The 24,864-nt window shown below is 58.3% G+C and carries 22 protein-coding genes and 1 pseudogene; 9 read left to right on the top strand and 14 right to left on the bottom strand.

Going from position 1 to position 24,864, the window contains the following annotated elements; all coding sequences use genetic code 11:
• Nucleotides 1-192: 192 nt before the first annotated feature.
• Nucleotides 193-438 (bottom strand): hypothetical protein, encoded by a 246-nt coding sequence (locus tag ACIOWL_RS18565; protein WP_400388569.1) that lies wholly within the window; start codon nucleotides 436-438, stop codon nucleotides 193-195.
• A gap of 122 nt (nucleotides 439-560) precedes the next feature.
• Nucleotides 561-1,907 carry an RHS repeat-associated core domain-containing protein gene (locus ACIOWL_RS18560; RefSeq protein WP_400388566.1) on the bottom strand — a complete coding sequence of 449 codons (1,347 nt, stop codon included), beginning with the start codon at nucleotides 1,905-1,907 and terminating at the stop codon, nucleotides 561-563.
• A gap of 367 nt (nucleotides 1,908-2,274) precedes the next feature.
• On the opposite strand from ACIOWL_RS18560, the gene ACIOWL_RS18555 reads away from it, so the two are divergent.
• Nucleotides 2,275-3,576, top strand: a complete 1,302-nt coding sequence (locus ACIOWL_RS18555) for an MFS transporter (protein WP_400388564.1) — start codon at nucleotides 2,275-2,277, stop codon at nucleotides 3,574-3,576.
• A 73-nt stretch (nucleotides 3,577-3,649) separates the two neighbouring features.
• On the top strand, nucleotides 3,650-4,408 hold the full coding sequence (locus ACIOWL_RS18550) for a polysaccharide deacetylase family protein (protein WP_400388561.1): 759 nt from the start codon (nucleotides 3,650-3,652) through the stop codon (nucleotides 4,406-4,408).
• 6 nt (nucleotides 4,409-4,414) lie between these two features.
• Here ACIOWL_RS18550 and ACIOWL_RS18545 read toward each other — a convergent pair whose 3' ends face one another.
• Nucleotides 4,415-4,846, bottom strand: coding sequence for an SRPBCC domain-containing protein (locus ACIOWL_RS18545; protein WP_400388559.1), 432 nt, complete (start codon nucleotides 4,844-4,846; stop codon nucleotides 4,415-4,417).
• 78 nt (nucleotides 4,847-4,924) lie between these two features.
• Here ACIOWL_RS18545 and ACIOWL_RS18540 point away from each other — a divergent pair, with 78 nt between their 5' ends.
• Nucleotides 4,925-5,152, top strand: coding sequence for a hypothetical protein (locus tag ACIOWL_RS18540; RefSeq protein ID WP_400388556.1), 228 nt, complete (start codon nucleotides 4,925-4,927; stop codon nucleotides 5,150-5,152).
• 64 nt (nucleotides 5,153-5,216) lie between these two features.
• Here the strand turns inward: ACIOWL_RS18540 and ACIOWL_RS18535 are convergent, their stop codons facing one another.
• The 4 genes from ACIOWL_RS18535 to ACIOWL_RS18520 form a co-directional block, all read right to left on the bottom strand.
• Nucleotides 5,217-5,585 carry a hypothetical protein gene (locus tag ACIOWL_RS18535; RefSeq protein ID WP_400388553.1) on the bottom strand — a complete coding sequence of 123 codons (369 nt, stop codon included), beginning with the start codon at nucleotides 5,583-5,585 and terminating at the stop codon, nucleotides 5,217-5,219.
• A 129-nt stretch (nucleotides 5,586-5,714) separates the two neighbouring features.
• Nucleotides 5,715-7,319 carry a hypothetical protein gene (locus ACIOWL_RS18530; RefSeq protein ID WP_400388550.1) on the bottom strand — a complete coding sequence of 535 codons (1,605 nt, stop codon included), beginning with the start codon at nucleotides 7,317-7,319 and terminating at the stop codon, nucleotides 5,715-5,717.
• 22 nt (nucleotides 7,320-7,341) lie between these two features.
• A complete protein-coding gene (locus ACIOWL_RS18525) occupies nucleotides 7,342-8,616 on the bottom strand; it encodes an AAA family ATPase (RefSeq protein WP_400388547.1) in 1,275 nt (424 codons plus the stop codon).
• A gap of 173 nt (nucleotides 8,617-8,789) precedes the next feature.
• On the bottom strand, nucleotides 8,790-10,445 hold the full coding sequence (locus ACIOWL_RS18520) for a thiamine pyrophosphate-dependent enzyme (protein WP_400388544.1): 1,656 nt from the start codon (nucleotides 10,443-10,445) through the stop codon (nucleotides 8,790-8,792).
• Nucleotides 10,446-10,812: 367 nt separating this feature from the next.
• Between ACIOWL_RS18520 and ACIOWL_RS18515 the strand changes: the two genes are divergently transcribed.
• Nucleotides 10,813-12,327, top strand: a complete 1,515-nt coding sequence (locus ACIOWL_RS18515; protein ID WP_400388541.1) for a sodium:solute symporter — start codon at nucleotides 10,813-10,815, stop codon at nucleotides 12,325-12,327.
• A gap of 99 nt (nucleotides 12,328-12,426) precedes the next feature.
• Here the strand turns inward: ACIOWL_RS18515 and ACIOWL_RS18510 are convergent, their stop codons facing one another.
• Nucleotides 12,427-13,488 carry an ankyrin repeat domain-containing protein gene (locus ACIOWL_RS18510; RefSeq protein ID WP_400388538.1) on the bottom strand — a complete coding sequence of 354 codons (1,062 nt, stop codon included), beginning with the start codon at nucleotides 13,486-13,488 and terminating at the stop codon, nucleotides 12,427-12,429.
• Between the two features lie 27 nt (nucleotides 13,489-13,515).
• On the opposite strand from ACIOWL_RS18510, the pseudogene ACIOWL_RS18505 reads away from it, so the two are divergent.
• A pseudogene (locus ACIOWL_RS18505) lies at nucleotides 13,516-13,893 on the top strand (IS630 family transposase); the annotation flags it as partial.
• Nucleotides 13,894-14,058: 165 nt separating this feature from the next.
• On the opposite strand, the gene ACIOWL_RS18500 reads toward ACIOWL_RS18505, so the two are convergent.
• From ACIOWL_RS18500 to ACIOWL_RS18485, 4 genes are all read right to left on the bottom strand, one after another.
• On the bottom strand, nucleotides 14,059-14,595 hold the full coding sequence (locus ACIOWL_RS18500) for a hypothetical protein (protein WP_400388581.1): 537 nt from the start codon (nucleotides 14,593-14,595) through the stop codon (nucleotides 14,059-14,061).
• 97 nt (nucleotides 14,596-14,692) lie between these two features.
• Nucleotides 14,693-15,028 (bottom strand): hypothetical protein, encoded by a 336-nt coding sequence (locus ACIOWL_RS18495; RefSeq protein ID WP_400388535.1) that lies wholly within the window; start codon nucleotides 15,026-15,028, stop codon nucleotides 14,693-14,695.
• A gap of 113 nt (nucleotides 15,029-15,141) precedes the next feature.
• Nucleotides 15,142-15,459 (bottom strand): PadR family transcriptional regulator, encoded by a 318-nt coding sequence (locus tag ACIOWL_RS18490; protein WP_400388532.1) that lies wholly within the window; start codon nucleotides 15,457-15,459, stop codon nucleotides 15,142-15,144.
• A gap of 463 nt (nucleotides 15,460-15,922) precedes the next feature.
• Nucleotides 15,923-16,861, bottom strand: coding sequence for a LysR substrate-binding domain-containing protein (locus tag ACIOWL_RS18485; protein WP_400388530.1), 939 nt, complete (start codon nucleotides 16,859-16,861; stop codon nucleotides 15,923-15,925).
• A gap of 237 nt (nucleotides 16,862-17,098) precedes the next feature.
• Between ACIOWL_RS18485 and ACIOWL_RS18480 the strand changes: the two genes are divergently transcribed.
• Nucleotides 17,099-18,217 (top strand): PrpF domain-containing protein, encoded by a 1,119-nt coding sequence (locus ACIOWL_RS18480; protein ID WP_400388527.1) that lies wholly within the window; start codon nucleotides 17,099-17,101, stop codon nucleotides 18,215-18,217.
• A gap of 12 nt (nucleotides 18,218-18,229) precedes the next feature.
• Nucleotides 18,230-19,666: an SLC13 family permease gene (locus ACIOWL_RS18475; protein ID WP_400388524.1), complete on the top strand. Its 1,437-nt coding sequence runs from the start codon at nucleotides 18,230-18,232 to the stop codon at nucleotides 19,664-19,666.
• A 96-nt stretch (nucleotides 19,667-19,762) separates the two neighbouring features.
• Here the strand turns inward: ACIOWL_RS18475 and ACIOWL_RS18470 are convergent, their stop codons facing one another.
• Nucleotides 19,763-21,052, bottom strand: coding sequence for an adenylosuccinate synthase (locus ACIOWL_RS18470; RefSeq protein ID WP_400388521.1), 1,290 nt, complete (start codon nucleotides 21,050-21,052; stop codon nucleotides 19,763-19,765).
• 387 nt (nucleotides 21,053-21,439) lie between these two features.
• Here ACIOWL_RS18470 and ACIOWL_RS18465 point away from each other — a divergent pair, with 387 nt between their 5' ends.
• Nucleotides 21,440-22,222 (top strand): hypothetical protein, encoded by a 783-nt coding sequence (locus ACIOWL_RS18465; protein ID WP_400388518.1) that lies wholly within the window; start codon nucleotides 21,440-21,442, stop codon nucleotides 22,220-22,222.
• 196 nt (nucleotides 22,223-22,418) lie between these two features.
• Nucleotides 22,419-23,822, top strand: coding sequence for a cryptochrome/photolyase family protein (locus tag ACIOWL_RS18460; RefSeq protein ID WP_400388516.1), 1,404 nt, complete (start codon nucleotides 22,419-22,421; stop codon nucleotides 23,820-23,822).
• A 644-nt stretch (nucleotides 23,823-24,466) separates the two neighbouring features.
• Here ACIOWL_RS18460 and ACIOWL_RS18455 read toward each other — a convergent pair.
• Complete coding sequence (locus ACIOWL_RS18455; RefSeq protein ID WP_400388513.1) at nucleotides 24,467-24,742, bottom strand: hypothetical protein; 276 nt, start codon at nucleotides 24,740-24,742, stop codon at nucleotides 24,467-24,469.
• Nucleotides 24,743-24,864 lie beyond the last annotated feature (122 nt).

Below are 24,864 nucleotides of genomic sequence, written 5' to 3'. Positions count from 1 at the left end.
GGGTTTTGGGGCCCCCCGGGGGGCCGGCGCGGGGCGGGGCCCGGGCCCCTGCCTGTGTGGGTTGGGGGCCCCCCGGTCTTGGGCTGGGGGGGGGGGCCCCCCCCCTCCGGCGGGCCCACCACACCTATTTTGTGGACATACTAGGTTTCGGTGACTTCGGCGCGTCTACGCACTAGGAGCGGAAAAACAGTATTAACCATCATCTTCATCTTCAATTCGTTCAACTTTGACGCTGGAAATCCAGTCCCACCCCTTCCAGGATGCCAATGCAATGGGTGTCGAAAGATACAGAAAATTCAAAAATGAGTCCGATACTTTATCCTCCCCAAGCACTAATAGAATAATCATTGTTGCAACCACAAGAGAAATGAATAAAATTGCCAAAGAAACAGAAACAATTTTTTTCCACAACACCTTACCACCACCCCTTGGAGTCATACCTTAATTCCCGACCCTCGGATCACCGATCGAATTAGCCGCTAGATTCTCAATCTATTTATATAATGCCTATATCTATTTATATAATGATTCCTGTTACAGGCGAATTTGCATGCATGCATTCATTCGGAGAGAATTATCCACTGAACGCGCTTAAAATTCTTTTTAGTAATAGCGCTGGATCTACGGATTGCTTTAAGGTGTGGAACCCAGACTTTGCTCTTACCGATTTTTTGAGCCTTATAGACTTTTCTAACCTTGCTAAATGCCGAAGCATACCTGGGAACGACAAGACCGATGGTTGTCGAAATAAACATTCTTCGAGACGCCGCGCGATTCCCAGCCTGTTTGTAAGCATAGGATGACGCGTATCCAAGTAGCGCTGCTGATATGATCCCTGCTGGACCAGGGACAAAACCCGCTATCATGCTTGCTCGCCCAAGGTTCTTAGCCCAACCACTCCAGCCCCACAACCCGGTGATGTCGTTCATTCCGATAGGGTCCTGCGGGTAGGCATAACTCGTGGAGTTACCTCCCTCAACAGGGTCCCGACTGGTGAACAAACCCGTCACCGAGTTATAGAGCCGCGCACCCATCAGGATCAGCCCGCTGGTATCAACCGCACGCTCATCAGCACCATGCCAACCATACGATGTGGCACCAGTGCTCACCGGTTCGGTGAGCTGGTTGCCATACTCGTCATACTGCACCCACCCAGTAATACCCTGACCAGCACCCGTACCAGTCAACGGTACAGTAGCCACCACGTCCCCGTGGGGGTTATTCACGGCCAGTTCGACAGTGTTCCCGGTGATGGCCAGCGCCAGGTCTCCACCGATGGTGGATTCGTACCTGGTGGTGATGGTTTCGGTGCCTTGCTTACAGGTCGTCCACCCAGGATTATCCGAATCATCAGCATAGTGCTTGGTTTCGGTCCCTGCCGCCGCGGTTCCGGTCGAGGTCACCGACAAACGGCGCCCTGACGGATCCCGAGCAATCGTGGACGTCGTGCCATTGCGGGTGATCGCGGCGGCAGCATCATCAGCGAAATACTTCACCGTGATCGCCCCAACCCCAGCCTTCACCCCGCCAACAGCTGCCGGAGCATCCGCGGCCGGGATCGTGGTCTGACGCCCCAACCCGTCATACACATACCCAGCCCCCACACCAACACGGTCAGCCGCATCATAAGCCCAAGTCCGCGATCCAGTCTGGGTTCCATTAACCGTGGTCGTCAACGAGGCACGGTTACCGTTCTTATCAAACACATACTTGCGCACCGTCGTCGGCGTCACCGCCCCTTCAACAGGATCAGTGTTCACAGTTTCACCCGGCTGCGCGGTGATGTCCTTGACCTCGGTGAGCCGTCCGGCCCGGTCGTAGGTGAACGCACGGTCATAAGCAGCACCACGATCACCCGCAGTGGACGTCCCGGCAAGCACGTCACCTTCCGGGGTAGTTTCACCCATGATGCGTCCGGTGACGTCACGGTTCAGCTCCCACGCAATCCACGTGCCGTTCGACGTAGTCCCGTCCTCGGCTTTCAGCAATCCGCCACAGGCCAACCAGAACTCCCGTCGCCATAATTCACCAGATTTATCTTGATCCTACGCAACTACCCCTCTTGTTCCCTACAACTCGAGTCGGCATGAGGCCAATTTCGAAAGCAAAAGATTTCAACACCGTGGAGCAGTCGAAGTACTACGCGCACGTTCGAGTATGAAACCGCATTGGCCCTCCATTCAAAGTTCACGGAAAAGCTCAAAAATTGCGATTGACAAATACCAATCAGTAGCCTGATGATTGAGTCCTACGCTCGCGGGACAGGAGATTGTCGTGAGTACTTTGACGACCTCCATTCGGCGTCTGGTTAAGCCCTTCTCGCAACGAGACTACGCACTGCTGGCAAGCGCCATGGTTGTCTCCACGTTCGCCGCTGGCATGTGGGCTGTGGCCATGGTTTACCAGGTGCGTGCGCTTGGCGGCGGACCCATGGAACTCTCGGTAGTCGCCACCGTCAACAGCGTCGGCCTTTTGGCCTTCGTGCTGCTCGGTGGAATCATGGCCGACCGCTATTCCAGCCGTAAAATCGTCATCCGCGTCGAGATCCTGAATCTGATCGTCATGTCCGCCACTGCAACACTAGCCCTCACCGGCTCTTTGCAGTTGTGGCACCTGAGCGTTACCGGTTTCTTTTCTGGGGCATCCGCGGCGTTTTTCTACCCTGCCTATTCGGCGTTGCTGCCACGAATGCTGCCCGGCGAGCAGCTGTTGGCAGCCAACGGGTTGGAAGGCACGGTCCGGCCGGTAGTGCAGACCGCGCTGGGGCCAATGACCGCTGGTTTCCTGGTCGCGCTGATATCCCCCGCGCACGCAATCCTCGGGGTCTCACTGAGCCATCTAGCGGCGTTGGTTGTACTGCAATTCATCCGGCGGCGCTCTGAATACGACACCGCGTCCGAGCAGACCGAACAAAAGCAGCCAGGAATCCTCACCCAACTGCGTGAGGGTGTGCGCTACACGATGCACACCAGCTGGCTGCGGTGGACCCTGCTTTTTACAACAGTTTCGGTGTTCACGTTCATCGGACCCTTTGAGGTGTTGCTGCCATTCATCGTCAGCGACCAGCTCCACGGGGACGCTACGCTGTTTGGCTACGCGCTGGCCTTTTTTGGGATCGGCTCGGCGGCAGGTTCCTTGATCATTGCCTCATCAAGATTCCCGCGACGCTACCTGACGCTCATGACCGCGTGCTGGTGCCTGGGCACCTTGCCGCTGGCTTTTGTCGGGTATGTCGAGGCCGCATGGATGCTTTTTGCGATTCTCGTGATTTTCGGTGTGACCGATGCGGCCGGAATGGTCATCTGGGGAACCCTGTTGCAACGACGAGTTCCCAAGCATCTGCTTGGACGAATCTCCAGTTTGGACTTTTTCGTCTCACTGGCCTTGATGCCGATTTCCATGGCGGTAGCCGGACCGTTGAGCCAGGTGATGAGCTTGCAGGCAATCTTCATCATTGCCGGAGTCGCTTCCCCGATCTTCGGGGTGATTGCGTGGAAGGCAGGAAAGTTTGCCAAAGATGAGGTGGCGCACCCACTGGATACACCCGCTCCGCTCGAGGAGCTGAAGGGCAGCTAATTGTTTGCCCAGAACTCAACACGCGGCGTGTGCCAGTAGTGCAGTTTGAAGAGAAACGCGAGATGGTGGACTCATGAAGCATTTGTCCACCATCTTCGCCTACGGTGCCGTGGCGGCATTGAGCCTCGGACTGCTCACGGGGTGCGGTTCCACGCAGGCTCCCTCCGAGGCGGAGAACGCCCAGGCCGAGGAGAGCCCGGCGCCGGTGGACTGCACCGTGTCAAAGTGCGTGGCCCTGACCTTTGACGACGGGCCAGGAGAATACACCGAGCGGCTGCTTGATGAACTGGCGGAAGCCAAAGCACCCGCCACATTTTTTATGGTGGGAAACAACGTAGGCAAGTACCCTCAGACCCTTCAGCGGATGGTCGCCGAGGGGCATGAACTTGGCAGCCATACCTGGGATCATGCGGATATCACTACCCTGACCAAAGAACAGATTGAGCACGAAGTCCAGTGGACCGAAGAAGCCATCGAAAAGGCTTCCGGAGAAAAACCAGATGTTTTGCGACCGCCCTACGGCAGCCACGGGGTCGTCTACGACCGGCTGATCCCCTACCCGCTCGTGTTGTGGGACGTGGACACCTTGGACTGGCAACACCACGACCCGGTAAAAACTGTGAAGATCGCCATGGACGAGGTCAAGCCGGGATCAATTATCCTCATGCACGATATTCATGAGAGCTCGGTGGAAGCCGTGCCCAACCTGGTCAAAAAACTGACCGAGGATGGCTACACCTTGGTCACCGTGAAACAGCTGTTTGCCGGAAGCGAGTTTGTCCCGGGCGCCGCCTATGAACGCGGGGAACATCCAGCAGCGGCCACGAGCTGAGCTGGCTTACGGGGCGGCTTCGGCATACATACGCAGCTGGTCCAGCTTGTCCTCTTCGCTTTCACGCACATGCGCCGCCAGTTCTTCACACTCTTCGACGCTCAAATCCGGATTGATGATTGCAACCTGCAGCACCACCTCGGTGTAGCCGGCGTCGTCTTTCAGGTCGTAGCGGAAGGAGAGCCCGTCAGGATTCTGAGAGGTATGCAGCACCAGCAACCGGTTTTCAATGAGGTCATGGACCTCGTATCTGCGTTCGTGCCCGGCGACCCGATAGATCAGGTTGGTCCCCACACGCAGTTGCGGGTCGTCAGAATGCATTGATCCGATACCGTGCATCCACAGGGGTGCCGCGGCCCAATCGGTCAGCAGCTCCCACACGCGGTGCACCGGGAGGTGAATGGTCATGGTGCTTTCAAACACACTGAACTGGCTCATACCGGCATAATCCCATTCCTAGCGCCGCTTGCCAAGGGCACGCGTTGACTCGTTAAGAATGCTCGTGAAACAAAACCCATGCATCAACTATCTTTGCTCGCGAAAACTCTGGCGTTCCAGCAGGCACCGCGGCCTGCTGGAGACATGAAGCGAGGATTCTCGATAACAACACACCATCGGATCGTCAAAGGCTTCGCTCTGGAGCACACCAAGGCCACCAAACGCGAAAAGGGCATCCTCCTGGACGTCCTCTGCGCGGAGACCGGGCTGTCCCGAGAAGACACAGGCCGATTCCTGCAGCGATAAGATCACTGCGAGAATCGGCCCGGGCAGATTTCCAGCCGGTCAGTTGGCCGGCATCAACGGTGGTTTACCAGTCTTCGTCTTCGTCAGCTTCGGAAATCCCGAGTTCCGGTTCCTGCTCAAGGTCGAAGTTGTACCAAGCTTCGGTGAAGTCTGCCATGGAGTCCAAGGCATCCTGGGCATCCGAATCAAGTACCTCGAGGGCATCGGGGTTGTTGAGGATCGCGGTGATCGCCACGAACGGGTGGTGCTCAAAAAAATCGGTTGGGGTGGAACCCTCATTGAAGGTCAAGTCCTCGCTCTGCGCGAAGAGGTCAGCGTACTGAGCCACGGCGTCAGGCAACCGGGTCAGATTAATACCGGTCAGGGACTCATTGTAGATTTCAGCAGTGGCGTCCGCCCACTGCTCAATGAGCTCCTCGCTCATATGTGCCATCTGATTTTCCACCTCGTGTTTGGGAATTAAACTGCTCACGGAGTTCGGTAGCACTTCATCTTAAACTGTTGTGTTCCTCGTGCCAAGACAGCGCCTTCGATCGTGACTCTCACCTCACGAAACAAGCCGCTATGGCAGATCCAGCGTAGGAAAAGACGGCAGGCTCGGAAGCTGCCCGCCCGGGGTGGGCGACTGGTTAAGTGAGTCTTTGAGCTGCTTGATTTCCTGTTCGGACCACTCATGCTCTGTGGCCGGCGGGTCTGTGGAGTCGAACTCGTCCGGCCCGCCAATCAACAACACAACGGCAACAGCTGTCGCGATCAGGCCGAAAACCAGATGCACACCGATGTAGTAAATGGCTCCAACGTTGCCTCGGATCAGTGCTCCCGTGCGATGTTTGGACGAAGAATCCAGGGCCAATCCGTAGGCGAACGCGTTGCCGGAGAAACCCAAGTGAATTTGCGCCGCGATCAGCGGGATTGCCACCGCCAACAACCCGATGCCCACCGCGGCCAGCGGCACGGAAGCCAAGCGTGCATCACCGGCGGCGCACAAGCCCAGCAGGACCAGATTCACCACCACCAGCAGAACCCGCAGCCAAAACCCTGAGGCCAGGGCACCGCTGCGGCGCAGCAGGAACAACCGCCGAGCCTTGGCATCATGGGGGTCTTGCGGAACTCCGGCGATTTCCCGGCCGATCCATGACCCTGCCAGCTGGCTGCCGGTGACACCGAGCAAAAGCAACAACACACCAGCCAGCCGGGTCGCTTCAAAGCAGGCGAGCAACGCACCGGCCAGCCCCGCGGCCCAACTGCCCTGATAAAAACGCAGTGCCCTGAAAACCCAGCGGTTTTTGCTCCGGAGGTCATCGATGTACCCCGCGGGCAATGGTTTGATCGATGATTTGTAGCTCTTCATATTCCACAGGGCGAAACCCCCGGACACCGCAGCAATCAGCGCCGGAAAGATGAACCGAGCACCTCCCTCGGCCAGGGCGCCGAACGAGGCCAAGCAGGCTAGCAGCGGAATGAAGACCCAGAACCTGTTGCGATACACCCCCTGCTTTTCCACAAAGGTCTCTGCAAAATCTTCATGCAATCCTTCATTCATGGGGTCGCTGGCCAACAGGCCACGCAGCAGCTGCCCACGGTCGCCAACCAGCTTTTCCCCGTTTTTGGTTTCCGCCGCGAACCGCAGCATCCCTTGATGATTCGGGTCGATACTCAGCCCGGCACGCAAATACTCCAGCGCGGCCCGGTGATCACCGGAAAGCTGAGCGGCCAACGCAGCCCCCTGATAATAGTCAGGGTCCTCCGGCTCCAGTTCCAGCGCATGCTCGGTCGCCTGGCGTGCAAGTTTCCGGTCCTCGGCACTGCGCGCCGAACTGATCAGGATCATTCCCAGCAGGTAGTGTGCGTAGGCGAATTCCGGCCAGTCGTTGATGAGCCAGTACACGGTCTGCAACGCTTCATCACGCCGCTCTTGGCGCATCAACGCCACAGCGAGCACCTTCCCGGCCTGGGGTTGTTCCGTGCTCAAATTCAGCGCTGCACGGGCAGCGCTCTCCGCGTCAGCATAACGGTGCAGGCTCAGCAGAGCGGAGGCGTAGTAAACCCAGAATTCGGGTTTTTCCTGGTGCTCCTGCAGATGGTCCTTGAGCAGGTCAACAGCTTGAGCGGCACGGCCGGTCGCCAGGTGGTGACTGACCCGGGTGCGCAGTACATCGAATTCCATAAAACAAAAACCCCGCGGGGTCCTAAATCATCTTCCGTGAGCGCAGGTAGTCGGCCAGGTCGTCATAGCGCCCGTTCTCGTTGCCGAACCGCACAACGTTGCGCGCCGATTCAAGCCACGGCAGCGTAGAGGGTTTGACCTCTGACAGCGCTTGGCGGATATGCCCCATGTCCACGGGGAGAACTTCGTTGCGTTCAATGGAGAGCATCATGGCTTTCTCTGCCGCGGTGGTGCACAGGTGCTCCAAATCCGCGCCGGAGAAACCGTCGGTCTGCGACATGATCCATTTCAGGTCGATCCCGGCGATGGGCCGGCGCTCCAGGTGGTGGTGCAGGATCGATTCGCGCGCAGCGGCATCGGGCGGGGTCACAAGCACAGCCCTGTCTAAACGGCCCGGGCGCAGCAACGCCTCGTCCAGATCCCACGGGTGGTTGGTAGCGGCCAAAACATAAAGCCCGTCATTGTTGGCCGAAATCGAATCCATTTCAAGCAGCAGTTGATTCACCATCTGGCGCAACCACGAGGCGGATCCGGTTAACGAGCCGCGACGCAGTCCCAGCGCATCAACCTCGTCAAGGAAAAGCACGGTGGGTGCATTCTCCCGGGCTTTGTCGAATAAGGCCTTGAGGTTCTTTTCGGTGCCGCCCACATGCGAATCAAGGATGTCGGTCATGGTCACGGCCATAAAATTCGCTTGCAGCTCACCGGCTACCGCCCGCGCAACAAAGGTTTTTCCGCAGCCGGGAGGACCGTACAGCAACAGCCCGCCACGCAGTGACTTGCCAAAAGCCTTGGCAATGGCCGCATTGCGCATCGGAGCCAAAAAGGATTCATTCAGACGGTCTTTGACCGCCTGCAGGCCACCCACATCAGCCAGTGTCACCGGCTCACCGGCAGGTTCCAGCGGAGGTTCCAGTTCGCCGGATTCCTCGGTGATGTCGATGTGTTGTTCCACAAAGGGCGCGGCCACGGAGTTATCAAACTGCGCCGCGGCGGCGCTCCAGTCGTACTCCTGCGCTTGCGCGGTGGTGGCCGCTGGCGCGGCAGCCGTCTCGGTTTCTGGTTTCCTCTGCGTACCGGGGGCCGAGCCGCCCACCAGCGCCGCGGTGACCTGCCCCAGCAGGCCCAATGCCGCAGTGTTCCCCGGATCGTTCTGGATGACCGCATTCAGATGTGTCAGCGCTTCGGCCTGGCGATTGGCCCCGTGAAGCAGCTGCGCAAGATGCATCCTGAGTTCTAGGTCATCCGGTGTCAGGTCTACGGCGCGGGCCAGACTGGCAATTAGGGCTTCGTTCATGATCGCTCGGCTCTCTGAAACTCGTTTTCCCCTGCCACGAGTCCTCCGTGCCAGGCCAACACCTTGGGTTAAAGGCATCCAGCGGGCAACCTAAAAGGACACCCGCTGGAATTATATGCCCAGCTTACCGACAATTGCCGGACCCGAGCCGTGTATGCGCTTGTTGCCCAGGCTTAGTAAGCCTTAACTCCCTGCTCAACGATCAGGTGAATCAGTGCAAACTTCTGCTCTTCATCAATCGCCTTCAACGCTGCTTCCAGCGCGGCCGGCACGTCGGCATCCTGCTCAACGCGTACCCCAAACCCGCCGAAGGCCTGCGCCATCAGGGCGAAGTCGGGGTTTGCCAGCTGCGTCCCGGAGACACGCTCCGGGTATTGGCGTTCCTGGTGGGTGCGGATGGTTCCGTACTGCTGGTTGTCCATCACGATGACCAGTGGGGTGGCCCCGTACTGGGTTGCGGTAGCCAGCTCCTGACCGTTCATCAGGAACTCGCCGTCACCGGCAATGGTTACCACCCGGCGACCCGGGTAGCTCAGTGAGGCGGCCACGGCGGAAGGCACCGAATACCCCATGGATCCGTTGCGCGCCGAGATCATCGAGGCATACCCGTTAGTCGGGAAGTAGCGGTGTGCCCAGTTGGTGTGCTCGCCGGCGCCAAAGGTGACCAATGCGTCCTCAGGCAACGACTTCACCAGGTTGGACATCATGGTGGCCATCTTGGCCTGCCCCTGGCTGGGGGTGGCCGGTGGAAGCTGCGCAAATTTTTCTTGCTCGCCACGCATCCGTGAGGTCCACTCCTTCCAGGAATCCTTGACCGGCAGATCCATCAGCAGCAAGTCGCGGACAAAAACATCCGGCTTGGCCACAATCTGATGCGACACCGGACCGGAGCGGCCACGCAGGGCCGGGTCGATGGTGACGATGAAGTTTTTCTTTTCCCAGTTCTGGCGGACGTTGAAGCCGTCGGTGATCACGTCGCCCGGCACGGTCCCGACAAAGATCAGGAGGTCGGTTTCTTCAAGCAGATCATAGGTCGGCTTGGGGCGGCCGTAGCCGATGGGTCCGACGTAGGACGGGGAATCGAAGGGAACGGTACCCTCGCAGCGCCATTCGGCGGCAGCGGGCAGGTCGTGTTCTTCGAGCCAGCAGGTGAAGTCCGCCGCACCCTCATGCGACCAGTCATTCCCGCCGAACACAAACAACGGCTTTTCGGCTTCCTGAAGGGCGGCATTCAGAGCCTTCCAGTCGGTAACGGTCATACCGCCGGTGGCCACCGGGATTTCAGGATGCAGTTCGGCCGAGATTTCATGGCGGATGATATCTTCAGGCAAACCAACCACCACCGGTCCGGGGCGTCCGGACATCGCGGCAAACATCGCCTCGGCGACAATTTCACTGGCACGCTCGGCATGGTCAAGGATCATCACACGTTTGGCGCCGGTGCCGAACCAAGCCTTCGGATCAAATTCCTGGAAGGCTTCCTTTTCGCGGTGTTCAAAGGGAATGAGACCAACAAAAAGTACCAGCGGGGTCGAGTCCTGCCACGCGGTGTGCAAACCGACGTGTGCGTTGGCAGCTCCCGGGCCGCGGGTCACCATGGCAATGCCCGGACGCTGATGCAGTTTTCCGTCGGCCTCGGCCATGTAGGTCGCGCCGCCCTCGTGGCGGCAAACGATCGTTTCGATAGAAGAGTTATGCAGACCGTCAAGGACGTCGAGGTAGCTTTCGCCGGGCACAACATAGGTGCGCTCAACACCGTGTGCAGCGAGGGTATCGACAATGACATGTCCAGCAGATTTCCGGGTCTGCTCTTGACCGTTATCACTCATGTTCAGGAGGCGTCTTTCTGTTTCATGGTCATCAGACGCAACAACGAGTTAAACGGTACGGGGACCGGGTGATGCAACGTTGCGTCGTGGCAAAACAGTACTAAAATCTCTGCAATTGCACACCATGAATACCGATTGCTACGCGAGTATGACACGATGCGCGAGTTCATGCATATGCCTGCTCATATTGTCCAGAGAATGACGCGCGGCAAGACAGTGTGCTTCGTCACTCGGATTTCGCACCGCACATTCTACGGCGAACACTGCGGAAATGTTGACCAGATCACGCCGAGTCAATATTCTATTAGAAAACTAATGTTTACTGGCAGGCATCACCGGCTGGTTAAACTCTCCAGTGAGGTTCTCCATGGAATTCATAAACGGAACGATTGTCGCGCTGTACCTCGCGGCCATGCTGGCCTTCGGCTGGTGGGGTAAATCGCGTACCAAAAACAGCAGCGACTACCTGGTCGCCGGACGCCGCTTGGGCCCGGTGCTTTACACCGGCACCATGGCCGCAGTTGTCTTGGGCGGGGCATCCACCGTTGGAGGTGTGGGCCTAGGCTACAAGTGGGGCATCTCCGGCATGTGGCTTGTGGCTGCGATTGGCGCAGGCGTCATCTTGTTGTCGCTTGTTTTTGCCCCGACGCTGCAAAAGCTGAAGGTCTTCACCGTGTCCCAGATGCTGAGCCTGCGCTACGGCAGCAAGTCGGCCACCAATACCTCGGGCATCGTGATGCTGGCCTACACCCTGATGTTGTGCGCCACATCCACCAGCGCCTACGCCACGATTTTTGTGGTGCTTTTCGACTGGGAGAAGTGGGTGGCAATCGCCATCGGCGGTGCAATCGTGGTGATTTACTCAACCATCGGCGGCATGTGGTCAATCACGCTGGCCGACCAGGTGCAGTTTGTTATCAAAACCATCGGTATCTTCGCCCTGATGCTTCCATTCTCCTTGAATGCCGCCGGCGGAATGGACGGAATCCGCGAGCGTATTGGTGATGAATTTTTTGACATCACCGGCATCGGCCTGCAGTCGATCATCACCTACTTTGTGGTCTACACCCTGGGCCTGCTGATCGGCCAGGACATCTGGCAGCGTGTGTTCACCGCCAAAACTCCAAAGGTTGCCCGCTGGGGCGGGATGACCGCAGGTATCTACTGCATCATCTACGGCGTGGCCGGCGCATTGATCGGCATGGCCGCCAAGGTTGCGTTGCCGGATATCACCGGCGCCGACACCAATAAGGACGTTGTCTACGCCGAGGTTGCCACCCAGCTACTTCCAGTAGCCGTGGGCGGCCTGGTCATGGCCGCCGCAGTAGCCGCCATGATGTCCACCGCTTCGGGTGCGCTGATCGCAGCGGCAACCGTCGCCCGTACCGACGTCACCCCCTTCGTGGCTGGGTGGTTCGGTCGCAGCGTCACCGTGAACTCAAACGAAAACCCCGAGCACGACGTACGGGCAAACCGCATCTGGGTGCTGGTGCTGGGTGTGGTCACGGTATCCCTGGCAATCCTGGTGGATGACGTGGTCGCGGCCCTGACCATCGCCTACGACATCCTGGTTGGCGGCCTGCTGGTGGCAATCATCGGCGGACTGCTCTGGAAGCGCGGAAACGGCGCGGGAGCCACCGTCTCCATGGCCGCCGGCACACTGGTCACGCTGGGAACCATGATCGTGCTGGAAATCCAAGCCGAAAACAAGTTCGACGGCGTCTACGCAAACGAACCAATCTACTTCGGCCTGATCGCCTCAGCACTGACATTCATCGTAGTGTCGCTGGCGTCCAAACCTACCGACACCAAGGTCCTTGAACACTGGAACCTCCGCGTCTCGGGCAAGTCGCAAGAAGAAGGTGTCAGCATCGACGGCTAACTCGCCGACGGTCACTCAAAGCACACACCAAACTTCATAACAAACAGCCAGAGCCTTGATCCGCAAACTCGCGGATCAAGGCTCTGGCTGCTTCTACGACTACCGCCGGTAAGCGACCTGTTCCAAGCTGATGGGCGTCGGGTTCAGCCGAACCCAAGCAACCGCCAGCTCGCTAAGCCGGTAGACCTGCCGATCATCGGCCGTTCCCGAGCGCACGCTCTTGGCCGAGTCCCGCGCCGCGGACAGCAGCGCAGGAGGCAGGGCCTGACCCTGGTTCACGTACCCAAGCACCGCATCCGCCATGGCCCTAAAATCTTTGTCCCAGTTGATCGAGCCGTTGCCAAGAATTTCATTGGCAATCCGTCCACTCACTCTGATCACTTCACCTTGAACGGTTGTTGCCACCCCGCTGGCAGGAACCAGCAATTCCCACAACTGTTCATGCTGCTTCTGCCATGGTCCGTCTGCCAAGATGATTGGCGAATGTCCATCGTAGGTGAGTCGTGGCGACACCGGCGTGACGTCGAAAAGTTCGTAGAGACGGTGAAGCGCAGCATCTGTTTGCTCTAGATAGTCCGGGTTGAAGGATTCACGAAATTGCTCGAAGCTTTTACCGATGCGTGTTACTTCCTCTTGCATCGGCACCGTTACCGGTTCGCCTTCCGCCAAGAGCAACTGAGCAATCTGCGCGGTACCGGGAATCTGGGCGTTACTGGTGCAGCTGAGCGCATAATGCAGTGGCGTCTGGCGCGTGCCGTCGGTCAGCGGCTGACGCTGTGCCCCGGCGTCGAGCAGGATCCGGGCCGCCTCGACATGGCCTCCTTCAGCGGCGGCGTGTAGTGGCGTCACCCCGCCACTACGCGGTTTGTTGATGCCTGCCCCCAAAGCAACAAGCAATGGCAGCTGCTCCGTACGGCCCCACCGGGCCCGTTGCCACAGGGCTGTTGCGCCATAGGTATCTTCCGCATCCACCTCAAGCCCCTGCTCAACCAGCCACGTAACCAGAGCATCGGGACAATCCACAAAGCCCAAGGCCGTGCACTTGTTGTATCCACCGCGTGCGTCAAGCAGGCATTTGTTGAACACCGCTTTGAGTTCATCCAGCGAAGCAGTACCGAGCATCTCTTCAAAATTTTTGGGCAGAGTTTTGCGTTTGGCCATGGCCAAAATGTTACCGGAGTGCATGGTAGCGGACAGTCGTTGATTGGGTTCCTAGACCAAAACACCGGGCGCTGCATCACGATGCGGTTAGATTGGCAGAACAGCGAAACCATCCTAGAAGCGGTGCCTACATTGGCGGGGTTGCGTTCGGGGAAGAACAACGTGATTGTGCGGAATGACACCACGTAGCATCAAAGGAAACTGATTCGTACTGGGATCGTAGCTAGTCAGAGGTTGCAGAGTGTTCAGTTGATCCATTTTTCGCGGCATGCTCCGGATCGCAATTCGATCGAGCACGAGTGGAATGATGCGAAGAATGCGATCAGTAACGTGCAGCGGGATGATTTTGAGTCTACGGTGTCCGCGTTTGAGGATCGCATGAAGTCCAAGGTATTTCAATACAAGAACCAAGGGTCAAGCTGCCCGTCACAGCATTCGAAATTAGAGTGGTCTATCCTACATGACAAGGCAAGACAGGGTCTCCTGAGATTGGAATGCCTTTGGACGCGCAAAGGGCGGGGCAAATGCAACTCCGCATTTTCCCCGCCCCTCCAAAATGTAGAGCAGAGCTTATTTAATACTTACCCCTTTGGCGGCAACTGCGTAGTCGCCAAACGAGTAGCAAGTCTTGTGGTCCGACATTGGGCCGCGCAAGGTGCTCCAGTAGTGCTGATTCCCGTAGTAATACCGGGTCTGACCGCGGTTGGAGCCGGGACATACGTAGCGCACGTTGTTGTACCTATCTATATTTGCGTCCCCCTTGTTGGCGAAGCAAAGTACATTCTTTCCGTCTTGTCCACGCCAACGGTACCAATCAATACGACTACCGCAGGTCACGATGTTGATAAATGGTTGGGCAATAGGCGCATCACTAAGGTAAATCGGACTACCCTGCGCAGGCATTTGCGTTTCTTCCAACGCTTCGATTTCAGCCAGTTCGTGCCCCGAAATCGGCGTTCCCTCCGTTGGGTCAAGTTCAACAATGGTGATGCCCTCATCAATTGCCCATTGCGGGGTCTCAGCTTCAGTCGCTGAAGCGATTCCCGGAATGAGAGAGAAAGCCAAGGCCAATATGCCAGCTTTCGCGGCCAACGCGGCACGTTTCATAAAAGTTCCTATTGAATAGTAGGAGACCAACGTAAACAACATACGTCGATCTCATACTATGTAGATTTAGAGAAACAGGCAAATTGTTGCCAACTATTTATTCACCCTCATAGGTAGGCGCAACTTCGCCGCCCCCAAGGACTTCTACGCCATCAATAATCATCGGATCCGATGGAGTGCTTCGCTCATTCTCCTGAATCATCCCTTCAGGGATAGAAATATGCACGACCTCATGATTCGGCATCGTTGATGCACCCGCAATTCCTCCGAGCGTCAGAACAGCAGCGACTAGGGCGGTAGGTAACAGAATTTTCATTGATTTTTCCTCTTTGAATTGAGTGGGGCTGGACAGTGATGCGAATCCATGCGTAATTCTCAAACGCATTCCGGCAACAAGGGCTCCGACTACAACATCGGCCGATGAGATATCCATATCTCCACAGTCCCGTAGGTCCGCCCTCCACTGCTCGGAGCGCACTTGACGTAAATGGGCCGGAGTCACAAGGAGCGAAACTCGCAGTATCACACGCACCAGCAGTGTCTGACTCATGCAAATTTCCCAGATTGGAGACCAGTACCAATGACAGGTTTTGGCTGCTGACTGGAAATGTACTCTTGAGCATACGGAACAGCAGCCGCATCCAATTTGAAGTACCGACGACGAGGGCCTTTGCGCGTCAAGTCCGTATCCCACTCGCTTGTTATCCAGCCCGCATCTTCCAGGCGCTCAAGGATTGGATATACCGTCCCAGTCTTAAGGCCGGTTGCCTTGACAACCTGGAGACCCCAGATCGCATCAGGCGATTCCATAAGCACACCGATGACAGCAGCAGTTGCGGGGGTATGCCTCGTTAATCGTTCCATACCCAACATGCTACCTATGTAGATTTAGGAGGTCAAGTTTTCCACTAAAACGCACACTCAACTATGGTTGACCACCGCAAGGCCTCATTGATCCTTTAATCGATCACCCTAAGAAACGACTACCGCCCAGCCCAAGTAAATACAGGCACCACGCTTATGCGCTGAAGGCGCATAACAGCCCTCCGCCCACAGCACGAGCCGCATAGCACTCTCCGGTAGGTTCACAACGTGAGGACACCGCCTGGCTCTGGTCAAGAACACTTCGTAGATAGAACATAGTCACCAGCTGCGCCGGCAAACAACAATTTGAGGATGGCTTTTTGGTGCCCTGTGCCTGCATTACTTGATTTTAGAGTTCATTGCGCACCGATCTACGCCGAATTCGCGCATATTTGCACGTCAGCTGGCTAACTCCGAAAGCCGGGACGTCGGCGGGATTCTCTTCTCGTCCCACTCAACACCACTAGATGTATTCAGCCTTTTGCGCACTGGCAATTTCCCGCAGGGTTGCATGGAATGCGACCTCGGCCGGTGCATACACTTTCTCTTGGCGCTGCGCGAGGAACACGCGGCGGCGCGGAGCGTCGGCACCGAGTTGCAGCACTTTTACCTCTGGATGCAGCAGCGCCACGGCAGTCTTGGGAACCATCGCGACCCCCATTCCGACACTCACCATCGCTTGGGCCTCTTGGTAGTCGTTGGCCATGAAGCCGATTTTTGGCTCGAAACCGGCCTCGTGGGCCGATCGCTCGAGCACTTCCACTACGGGGTGGGCGTCCGAACGCACAATCCACGACTCATCGCGCAGTTCGGACATCTGGATGCTGTCGCGATCCGCAAAATGATGTGTTTTTGAGACGAGCAGCACCGTGCTCTCCTGAAAAACCTCGGTGATATTCACCGAGTCGTCGTGGAACCGTCCCCATGGATAGTCCCACAATAAACACAAACCCGTCGCACCGGTCTGCAGGTCCTTGAGCAGCTGATCAAACCGTGCGCTGCGCACGGAAAGCTCGATGGACGGATACCGCTTCTTAAATGCCCTGATCACCAACGGCAAAAACGACGCCGCGAGCGTTGGGAACGTACCGATCGCTACCGCCCCGCGTTTCAGCCCGGCAATTTGTTCCAGGTCGGCTCGCGCGGCATCCATCTGCCACATGATCTTCCTGGCATGTTCAACCAGGATCTGCCCTGCCTCGGTCGGAACCACTCCGCGCGATTTGCGCACAAGGAGCGGCTGGCCAACTTCTTGCTCGAGTTTTCGCAGCTGCTGGGACACCGCCGAGGGTGTGTAAAGCATCAAATCGGCGGCGGCAGTGATGGAACCCTGCTCAACAACCTCCAAAAGCAAGGAGAGCCGACGAATATCAAATTTTTCTCCCGCGTCATCCTTAAGCATCTCTACACCCCACTGATTTTTAGGTTACTTCACTGAAATCATTGCATCATTCCAAGTAATTGGGAAGATTCTCAATCACAGATCGTTTGCCTCAAATCATGCTTTTGCCACACCAGAACATGAATTAAGTAAAACTACATAGGAGTCAATAAAGCTAACATTGTCTTCAAATGTGATCCGGAGCATGCTCGATATAAGCCCCAACTGCCAACAAGAAACGAGCTGCAAGGAAAAACCATGGATATCAAAGCAACATGGATGCGTGGTGGCACAAGCAAGTGCTGGGTGATCGAATCCGAAGATCTCGACGCGACGCAGATCAGCCCAGACCAGCTTCTCCCACGCCTCTTCGGCAGCCCCGACCACCGTCAAATCGACGGTGTTGGAGGCGGAACCTCGACGACGAGCAAAGCGATGATCATTCGCCGGCCGATCGATGACTTGGTAGACGTGGAATTTACCTTCGCACAGGTTGGCATCGAGGAAGCCGTTGTCGATTGGGGCAGCAACTGCGGAAACTGCTCCGCCGCCGTGGGGCTGTATGCCCTGGAACATGGGTGGGTTACCCCAACTGGCAACATGACAGAAGTTGTCACCCGGAATACCAATACCGATCAGATCATCGTTCAGCGCATTCCAACACCCACCGGCCAGCTACCGGCCGACCCGCTGGCAACGATTCCCGGAGTTCCATTCCCCGGGCACCGGGTGGGACTTGGATTCCGAAATCCCGTCGGCAAGACCACCGGCCACCTACTGCCTACCGGAGCCGCCAAAGAAACACTGAGTACCGAGCATGGATCCTGGACCGTTTCCCTCGTGGATGCCGGAGCACCGCTAGTGATCCTCAACGGCCGCGACTTCGCCCTGGAACCGGACCGCTTCGGCAGCTGGGCGCAGGACATTGAACCGCATCTGCAGCAGCTGGACCGTCTCCGGCGCCGGGCTGCGGTCCGCATGGGGTTGGCGCCGACCGAATCCTCGGCAGCGCGCGCAATTCCCAAGATTGCTCTCATTTCAGCACCCAGCACCGTTGAAGATGACGTTGACGTACAGGTCATGATGCTCTCCATGGGCAAACCCCATCCGGCATTAGCCGTTACCGGCAGCGTGGCCCTGACCGTCGCCGCACTCACCGCTGGCACCGTCATCAATGACGTGCTTCCGGGCGGCGACCGGCAGCGGCTGCGGCTGCGCACCCCGGCCGGGCTCCTTGAGACCTGGACCGATACCGAGAGCGGAACCCTGGTTGTCGGGGTCGACCGCACCGCACGCACCATCGCCTCATCAACACTCTATTTCCCCGAAAGCCTTGGACTTCTCACCGAAGTTTCCCTGGCTGGCGCTACTCGATGAAGAGGAAGCATCATGAACATGCTCAAAGAAAAAACCAGCACACCGGCCACCGAAAATTCAGCACCGCCAAAACCCCGTAGGACACGCACGCTAACGCTCATCGCGTCGGCTTTAGTAGTCTTGGTTCTTGCCGCAGTGGCGATGTGGGGTTCATTTTCCGGCTCTGCAGGTTCCATCCCTACGGAGTCGCACATGACGCCAATTCAGATCATCCCGCTGGTCATCTTGCTGGTGATGTTTGTTGTTGCCACCAAGTGGCCGGTCAATATCGGTGTGATGGGCCTGGTTGCCTCCTTTGGTGTCGGATACTTCCTGCTGGGAATGAGCGACAAGGAAATCCTGTCCGAATTCCCGGCGAGCATCGTCCTGACGATCATCGGTGTCACCTACTTCTTCAGCATGGCGCAGAAGAACGGCACCATAGCCATCATTGTGCAGCAGTGCGTGCGGATGGTGCGTGGCAAAACGATCCTGCTGCCGTGGGTCTTTTTCCTGCTGGCCGCGGCGCTCACCGCGCTGGGCACCTTCTCTCCGGCAGCCGTGGCCTTGCTGGCTCCGGCGGCCCTGGGCCTGGCCTATGAATCGCGTATTCACCCGGTGCTGATGGGTGCCTTCGTCATCAACGGGGCGCACGCCGGCGGCTTCTCTCCCCTGTCCGTTGCCGGGGTGCTGGTGCATGACATCGCGGCCGAAAACGGTTTCCCGATCTCGCAAGGCGGCCTCTTCCTGGCCAGCTTCGCAGTCAATTTCATTCTCTGCGCCCTGACATTGGTGCTCTTTTCAATCCTCGGCAAGAAAAACGACGCTACCGCCAACGCCTACGACGGCGCCGAGCTCACCTCCATCGGCCGCCCGACCAAACAGCAGATCTTCACCCTCGTGCTGATCGGGGCCATCCTGGTCGCTACCTTGGGGCTTCACATGCCGATCGGTTTTGTCGCTCTGACGGCCGGGCTGGTGCTCGCCTTCACCAATCTGAAGGAACACCGTAGTTTTATCGACGGGATCTCGTGGTCAACGGTGATTCTGGTGGCCGGCATGATCACCTATGTTTCCCTGCTGCAGCATGTGGGGGTCATCGATTCGCTGGCTCACCTGGCACTGGCCTTGGGTGCTCCGCTGCTCATTGCACTGGTGCTTTGCTACGTGATTGGTGTCGGTTCGGCCTTCGCTTCTTCCACCGCCCTGCTCACCGCCTTCATCCCCATGGCCGGCCCCCTGCTGGCCACCAGCTCGCTGAGCGCCTCGGGCACCGTGGCAGCACTGGCCATTGCGGCAACCGTGGTGGATGTTTCCCCGTTCTCCACCGACGGCGCCCTGGTGGTGGCCAACGCCCGGGACACCGACCGGCAGCGGGTATACCGTCAGCTGATGTTCTACGCAGGCGGCGTGGTGCTCGTCGCTCCCGCCCTGGCCTGGGTGTTGCTGGTCCCCACCGGAATCATGTAAGCCGCGGCAGATCGCTCGCACCTTCCGTACACAAACACCACGGGCGCCGAACCTGAAACAGGTTCGGCGCCCGTGGTGTTTGGCGCTGTCGACAACTTAGTCGCTGAGCAGATCGTGGCGCACAATGGTCTGGTCGCGGTCCGGGCCCACGCCGATGGCGGAGATCCGGGTGCCGGAGATCTTCTCCAAGGCCAGGATGTAGTTGCGGGCGTTCTCCGGCAGATCCTCAAGGGTCTTGGCACCGGAGATGTCCTCGGTCCACCCGTCGAAGTACTCGAAGATCGGCTTGGCGTGGTGGAAGTCGGTCTGCGTCATCGGCATTTCATCGTGGCGCACACCGTCCACGTCGTAGGCCACGCAGACCGGGATCTTCTCAATGTTGGTCAGCACGTCCAGCTTGGTGACGAAGTAGTCGGTGAAGCCGTTCACACGCGAGGCGTGGCGGGCCAGCACCGCGTCGTACCAACCGCAACGGCGCGGGCGTCCGGTGTTCACACCGAACTCGCCACCGGTCTTCTGCAGGTATTCACCCATCTCATCAAACAGTTCGGTGGGGAACGGGCCGGCACCCACACGGGTGGTGTAGGCCTTGATGATGCCGATCGACCGGGTAATCCGCGTTGGGCCGATACCCGAACCCACGGATGCGCCGCCGGCAGTGGGGTTCGAGGAAGTGACGAACGGGTAGGTGCCGTGGTCAACATCCAGGAAGGTCGCCTGGCCGCCTTCCATCAGCACGACCTTGCCCTCATCCAGCGCCTTGTTCAGCACAAAGGTGGAGTCGATCACCAGCGGGCGCAGGCGGTCGGCGTAGGACAGGAAGTACTGCACAATTTCGTCAACCAGGACGCTGCGGCGGTTGTAGATTTTCACCAGCAGCTCGTTCTTCTGGCGCAGGGCGCCTTCAACCTTCTGGCGCAGGATCGACTCGTCGAACACATCCTGCACGCGGATGCCCAGGCGTCCGACCTTGTCCATGTAGGCCGGGCCGATGCCGCGCCCGGTGGTGCCGATGGCGCGCTTGCCCAGGAAGCGTTCGGTGACCTTGTCCATGGTCTGGTGGTACGGGGCGACCAGGTGGGCATTGGCCGAGACCCGCAGGCGCGAGGTGTCAGCACCTCGGGATTCCAGGCCGTCGATCTCGTCAAAGAGCGCTTCGAGGTTCACCACGCAGCCGTTGCCGATAATCGGGTTGGTGTTGGGGGAAAGAATACCGGCCGGCAAAAGCTTGAGTTCATACTTTTCGCCGTTTACGACCACGGTATGCCCGGCGTTGTTGCCGCCGTTTGGCTTCACCACATAGTCGACCTTGCCTCCGAGCAGGTCGGTGGCCTTTCCTTTACCCTCATCGCCCCACTGGGCTCCGACGATCACGATTGCTGGCATGGGATCCTCCCCCTTGCATAAAGCAGCGGTTGCGGCGTACTTTCCGCCGTCCCGGCACGGTGCCGGGCAAAAAATATGCCCCTGTCCTGCTCACTTGCCCGAGCCGGGCAACGCAAGAGTTAGGGGCTCTTACGACCAAAGTTTACCGAACAGCCAGCGGATGTGCGAGCTGGGAATCCTCTTGGCGTGTGGCACACCGGTATCAAACACGTGAAGAACCGGCGGAAAAACGGTATAGGTTGGGTTTCATTTCTTTCCACGGTATTGATTAATGCTCCAGCTACGGCAGGATGGAGGGACAACGGCAGACCCTGGATCCGACTCCCGTTGTCGTCGCACCCACTGCCGCGATGGGACCGCACACCACCCACCACCCAAGGACATGTCATGAAATCAGCAGCACGTATCCTGGCTTTTGTTCCCCTGGTGGCGTTGCTCGCCGCCTGCAGCTCGGGCTCCCCTGACTCACCGGCCAGCGATTCACCCAGCACCCCTGCCGCACCCACAACAACGGTTTCAGCCCCAAACGTTTCGGAAACTCCAAGCGCGAGCGCAACCCGGCAATCGCCGAGCGCCAGCGCCAGCGAAACCGAGACTTCCACAGAAGTCGATACCAGCACCTGGAAAACGTTCACCGCCCACGGCATCTCCTTCAAATACCCAAGCGACTGGAGCATCCGCATGGATGATTCGGATGACAATCCCGCGCCCGACCCGGATAACCCCTATCAAGAATGGGACATCATTACCGACAAGGGCCACTCCATTGCCACGTTCGAGGCGAATTCAGCCAAGGACACCGACGGAGACCTTGCCACCTACCAGCGCACCACCTTGGAAACCGAGAACGTGCCGGCCAGCTTGCACACCCCCGCGGTTTTTGTGGCCGAGCACTTCGTTCAGTCCGAAGCCGGAGACGACTCGAATGATGAAAAGTTTGTGATATTTCTGAGCACCACAGATCGAGCCGAGGACCGCACCTCCGACCCGGAATTGTCCTACTTCATGCCTCTTGCCGATGCCTACTCGGTCTTCGAGTCCGATGACGACCTGCCCGAAGCGCTGGGGATCGAGGATGACCAGGTGAGCCTGGAGGACGCACGGCAGATCATGAAATCGCAGGAGTACCAGAATCTGAAGGCGATGATGCTTTCCGTCTCCGTCAAGTGAGCGCGCAAAAACACAACATGCGTAAGTTGGAAGCGAGGTTCCGAGGAATCACTGCGATTCCCGGTTTCCCAGATCCGAAGCCGAATGGTTGCCTGTGCCTTCGATCAGCCGAAGCGGCCTGCCCCCGCTGCTACGGCGCACCCTGCTGGCACACAGGTTCCGGGTCCGCCCGCCGCGATTCATTTACGCTGACTGCATGCACCCCAACCGCAACCACGATTCCGCCCAGGGATACCAGTTAGTACTCTTCCGCGATGATTTGCGCACCGCTGATCATCCGGCGCTGTTGGCGGCCAGCGAAGCGGGGCCGGTGGTGGGCCTGTACATCTTTGACGAGAGCTCTCCCGGAATCCGGCCGCTGGGCGCCGCGGCGCGCTGGTGGCTGCACCACGCACTGCTCAGCCTGCAGGCATCGCTCGCCGAACTCGGCATTCCGCTGCTGCTGCGCCGCGGGACAACGGCGGAGCTCCTCGAAGAGGTGATCGCCGATGGCACCGTGGCCGCGGTGCACTGGAATCGGCGCTACGGCCAGGCCGAACGCGCCGTTGACACCAGGCTCAAAAGCTCGATGCGCAAAGCCGGGATCACTGCGCACAGCTACGCCGGGACCTTGCTGCACGAACCGTGGGAGCTGCTGACCCAATCCGGGACCGGATACAAGGTCTTCACCGCATTCCACAAAGCATTATGCGGCACCGACATTCGCCCGGCCCAGCCCGCTCCAACACCCCAATCCGCTCCGCAGGGTCAGCTGCCGTACAGCGATGAACTGAAGAGCTGGAAACTGCTGCCCACCTCACCGGATTGGTCCACCGGCCTGGCCGAAGCGTGGACACCAGGAGAACCAGCGGCCCATGAGCGCCTGGCCACGGTGCTCGATGAGATCGCGCAAGATTATCAGGATCAGCACGATCGACCGGACCTCGATGGGACCTCCGCGCTGTCTCCTGCCCTGCGCTGGGGACACCTCAATGCGCATCAGGTGTGGAACGGGCTCAGTGCGTTGGCAAGCCGCACCCCAGAGGCTGCCAACGGCGCGTTGGCATTGCGCCGCCAAATTGCGTGGAGGGATTTCTGTTGGCACCTCTACTACCACCATCCAGGATTGCCCACCGAAAACCTGCGGGCAGAGTTTGATGATTTTGATTGGTCGTGGCCTGAGGATTCGGACCAGGCAGCGCACCTGGCACGGGCCTGGCAGCGTGGCCGCACCGGATTCGCACTGGTGGACGCGGGGATGGCCCAGTTATGGCAGACCGGCTGGATGCATAATCGCGTGCGCATGGTGGCCGCCAGCTTGCTGGTCAAGAATCTGGGGCTGCACTGGAGGGTCGGCGAACAATGGTTCTGGGACACCTTGGTGGACGCGGACCTGGCGAGCAACACGGGCAACTGGCAGTGGGTTGCCGGCAGCGGGGCCGACGCCGCACCTTATTTCAGGGTGTTCAATCCGGAACTTCAAGCCAAGAAATTTGATCCTTCGGGCAGCTACGTGGCTTGCTATGCGCCGTTGGCCGTTGAGCCGGTGGTGGATCTGAAGGAATCGCGGCAGGCGGCACTCGATGCCTACCAGCAGATGAAATCCGCCCAGAGCCAGTGATCCGGAATACGGCCATTCGTGCACGGGACACCGACTGTGAGGTGCGGGGCTCATGATGCTGGTGGCCGCTTGGTCCCCGATGAGGGAGATTGAATCCAGGATTCGCACCGGATGGCGGACTCTGGCTTGCTCGTTGAACTTCAACATGCCAAGGAGCATGTCAAGAGAGCAAGGGTGGCGATCGCGTGGATGCGTTCGGTGAGCAGGAAGCGGTGTGTTTGGAAATCGCCGTGGCTGGGTTCGATCAGTGTTTTGCCGGCGAAGGATGCCTTCAGATCCTGCAGTGCGGTTTCGGGTAGGTCGGGGACGCTCCCATGGCCTCGGCCAGCTCTACCAATTCTTGTTGACGCTTCACCGGCAGTGCGGTTTTATTGAATCAGCCCACCTCCTGCCGGGTGGTTGGGAAGTAGAAGCCAGGATCCCCGCCGAATGACGGGACCTGGCTTTCGCGTTTAATTCCAACACGTCAAATGTAGTGCCTGCTAATTATTCCTGGGAATCTCTCAATCCATTGGCCATTACCCGCTTCATCGTCTCCCATTGCTCCCGGTATTTGATCTGGTATCCACAGCATTGGCTCTATCGACGGGAGCTCAATATCGGCGTGCAGAAAACTTGGCATAGCTCTACTACCCCGAAGCTTGTCAATGAGTCGCATGTCCCGTGCGTTGAGCGATTGTGTGCGATTCAAGAAAGGCAGCGCTGATCCCAAGATCGCCAAGTTCTGCGAGTAGTCGTTCCATGCACTTTGCGCGGGCTCGTTCTTGACGTTTCGGATCCATGGGAGCAGCTACAACAACAATATGTGCCACATCGATCCGGCTTATGAGGTCCATCGCGACCTTCTTCGCAGAAACATCCATTTCTCGCCAATGCAGCTTGAGGCCATGTTTGCGTAGCGCACGCTGTTCTTGGCGCATGCTCTCACAGGACGAAGGATCGGCAATTGCTGCCCCGAGCATATAGAGCGGTTGGGGAACGTTTACCGAACGCATGCTCTCGTCAACCCAGGCATGAAGCTCAAATGAGCTCTCGGATTCTG

This window comes from Glutamicibacter sp. NPDC087344 (assembly GCF_044744225.1).
GTDB lineage: Bacteria > Actinomycetota > Actinomycetes > Actinomycetales > Micrococcaceae > Glutamicibacter.
Note: the sequence above shows the minus strand (reverse complement) of the source record. Positions and strands in the feature narration are given on the sequence as shown.

Excerpts from the sequence above, each read along its gene's own strand:
- ACIOWL_RS18530 (WP_400388550.1), bottom strand. The coding sequence starts at position 7,319 with ATGGAATTCGATGTACTGCGCACCCGGGTCAGTCACCACCTGGCGACC.
- ACIOWL_RS18550 (WP_400388561.1), top strand. The coding sequence starts at position 3,650 with ATGAAGCATTTGTCCACCATCTTCGCCTACGGTGCCGTGGCGGCATTG.
- ACIOWL_RS18500 (WP_400388581.1), bottom strand. The coding sequence starts at position 14,595 with ATGAAACGTGCCGCGTTGGCCGCGAAAGCTGGCATATTGGCCTTGGCT.
- ACIOWL_RS18455 (WP_400388513.1), bottom strand. The coding sequence starts at position 24,742 with ATGCGCCAAGAACAGCGTGCGCTACGCAAACATGGCCTCAAGCTGCAT.
- ACIOWL_RS18515 (WP_400388541.1), top strand. The coding sequence starts at position 10,813 with ATGGAATTCATAAACGGAACGATTGTCGCGCTGTACCTCGCGGCCATG.
- ACIOWL_RS18465 (WP_400388518.1), top strand. The coding sequence starts at position 21,440 with ATGAAATCAGCAGCACGTATCCTGGCTTTTGTTCCCCTGGTGGCGTTG.
- ACIOWL_RS18485 (WP_400388530.1), bottom strand. The coding sequence starts at position 16,861 with ATGCTTAAGGATGACGCGGGAGAAAAATTTGATATTCGTCGGCTCTCC.
- ACIOWL_RS18495 (WP_400388535.1), bottom strand. The coding sequence starts at position 15,028 with ATGGATATCTCATCGGCCGATGTTGTAGTCGGAGCCCTTGTTGCCGGA.
- ACIOWL_RS18470 (WP_400388521.1), bottom strand. The coding sequence starts at position 21,052 with ATGCCAGCAATCGTGATCGTCGGAGCCCAGTGGGGCGATGAGGGTAAA.
- ACIOWL_RS18540 (WP_400388556.1), top strand. The coding sequence starts at position 4,925 with ATGCATCAACTATCTTTGCTCGCGAAAACTCTGGCGTTCCAGCAGGCA.
- ACIOWL_RS18535 (WP_400388553.1), bottom strand. The coding sequence starts at position 5,585 with ATGGCACATATGAGCGAGGAGCTCATTGAGCAGTGGGCGGACGCCACT.
- ACIOWL_RS18480 (WP_400388527.1), top strand. The coding sequence starts at position 17,099 with ATGGATATCAAAGCAACATGGATGCGTGGTGGCACAAGCAAGTGCTGG.
- ACIOWL_RS18565 (WP_400388569.1), bottom strand. The coding sequence starts at position 438 with ATGACTCCAAGGGGTGGTGGTAAGGTGTTGTGGAAAAAAATTGTTTCT.
- ACIOWL_RS18510 (WP_400388538.1), bottom strand. The coding sequence starts at position 13,488 with ATGGCCAAACGCAAAACTCTGCCCAAAAATTTTGAAGAGATGCTCGGT.
- ACIOWL_RS18560 (WP_400388566.1), bottom strand. The coding sequence starts at position 1,907 with ATGGGTGAAACTACCCCGGAAGGTGACGTGCTTGCCGGGACGTCCACT.
- ACIOWL_RS18525 (WP_400388547.1), bottom strand. The coding sequence starts at position 8,616 with ATGAACGAAGCCCTAATTGCCAGTCTGGCCCGCGCCGTAGACCTGACA.
- ACIOWL_RS18545 (WP_400388559.1), bottom strand. The coding sequence starts at position 4,846 with ATGAGCCAGTTCAGTGTGTTTGAAAGCACCATGACCATTCACCTCCCG.
- ACIOWL_RS18475 (WP_400388524.1), top strand. The coding sequence starts at position 18,230 with ATGAACATGCTCAAAGAAAAAACCAGCACACCGGCCACCGAAAATTCA.
- ACIOWL_RS18460 (WP_400388516.1), top strand. The coding sequence starts at position 22,419 with ATGCACCCCAACCGCAACCACGATTCCGCCCAGGGATACCAGTTAGTA.
- ACIOWL_RS18490 (WP_400388532.1), bottom strand. The coding sequence starts at position 15,459 with ATGGAACGATTAACGAGGCATACCCCCGCAACTGCTGCTGTCATCGGT.
- ACIOWL_RS18520 (WP_400388544.1), bottom strand. The coding sequence starts at position 10,445 with ATGAGTGATAACGGTCAAGAGCAGACCCGGAAATCTGCTGGACATGTC.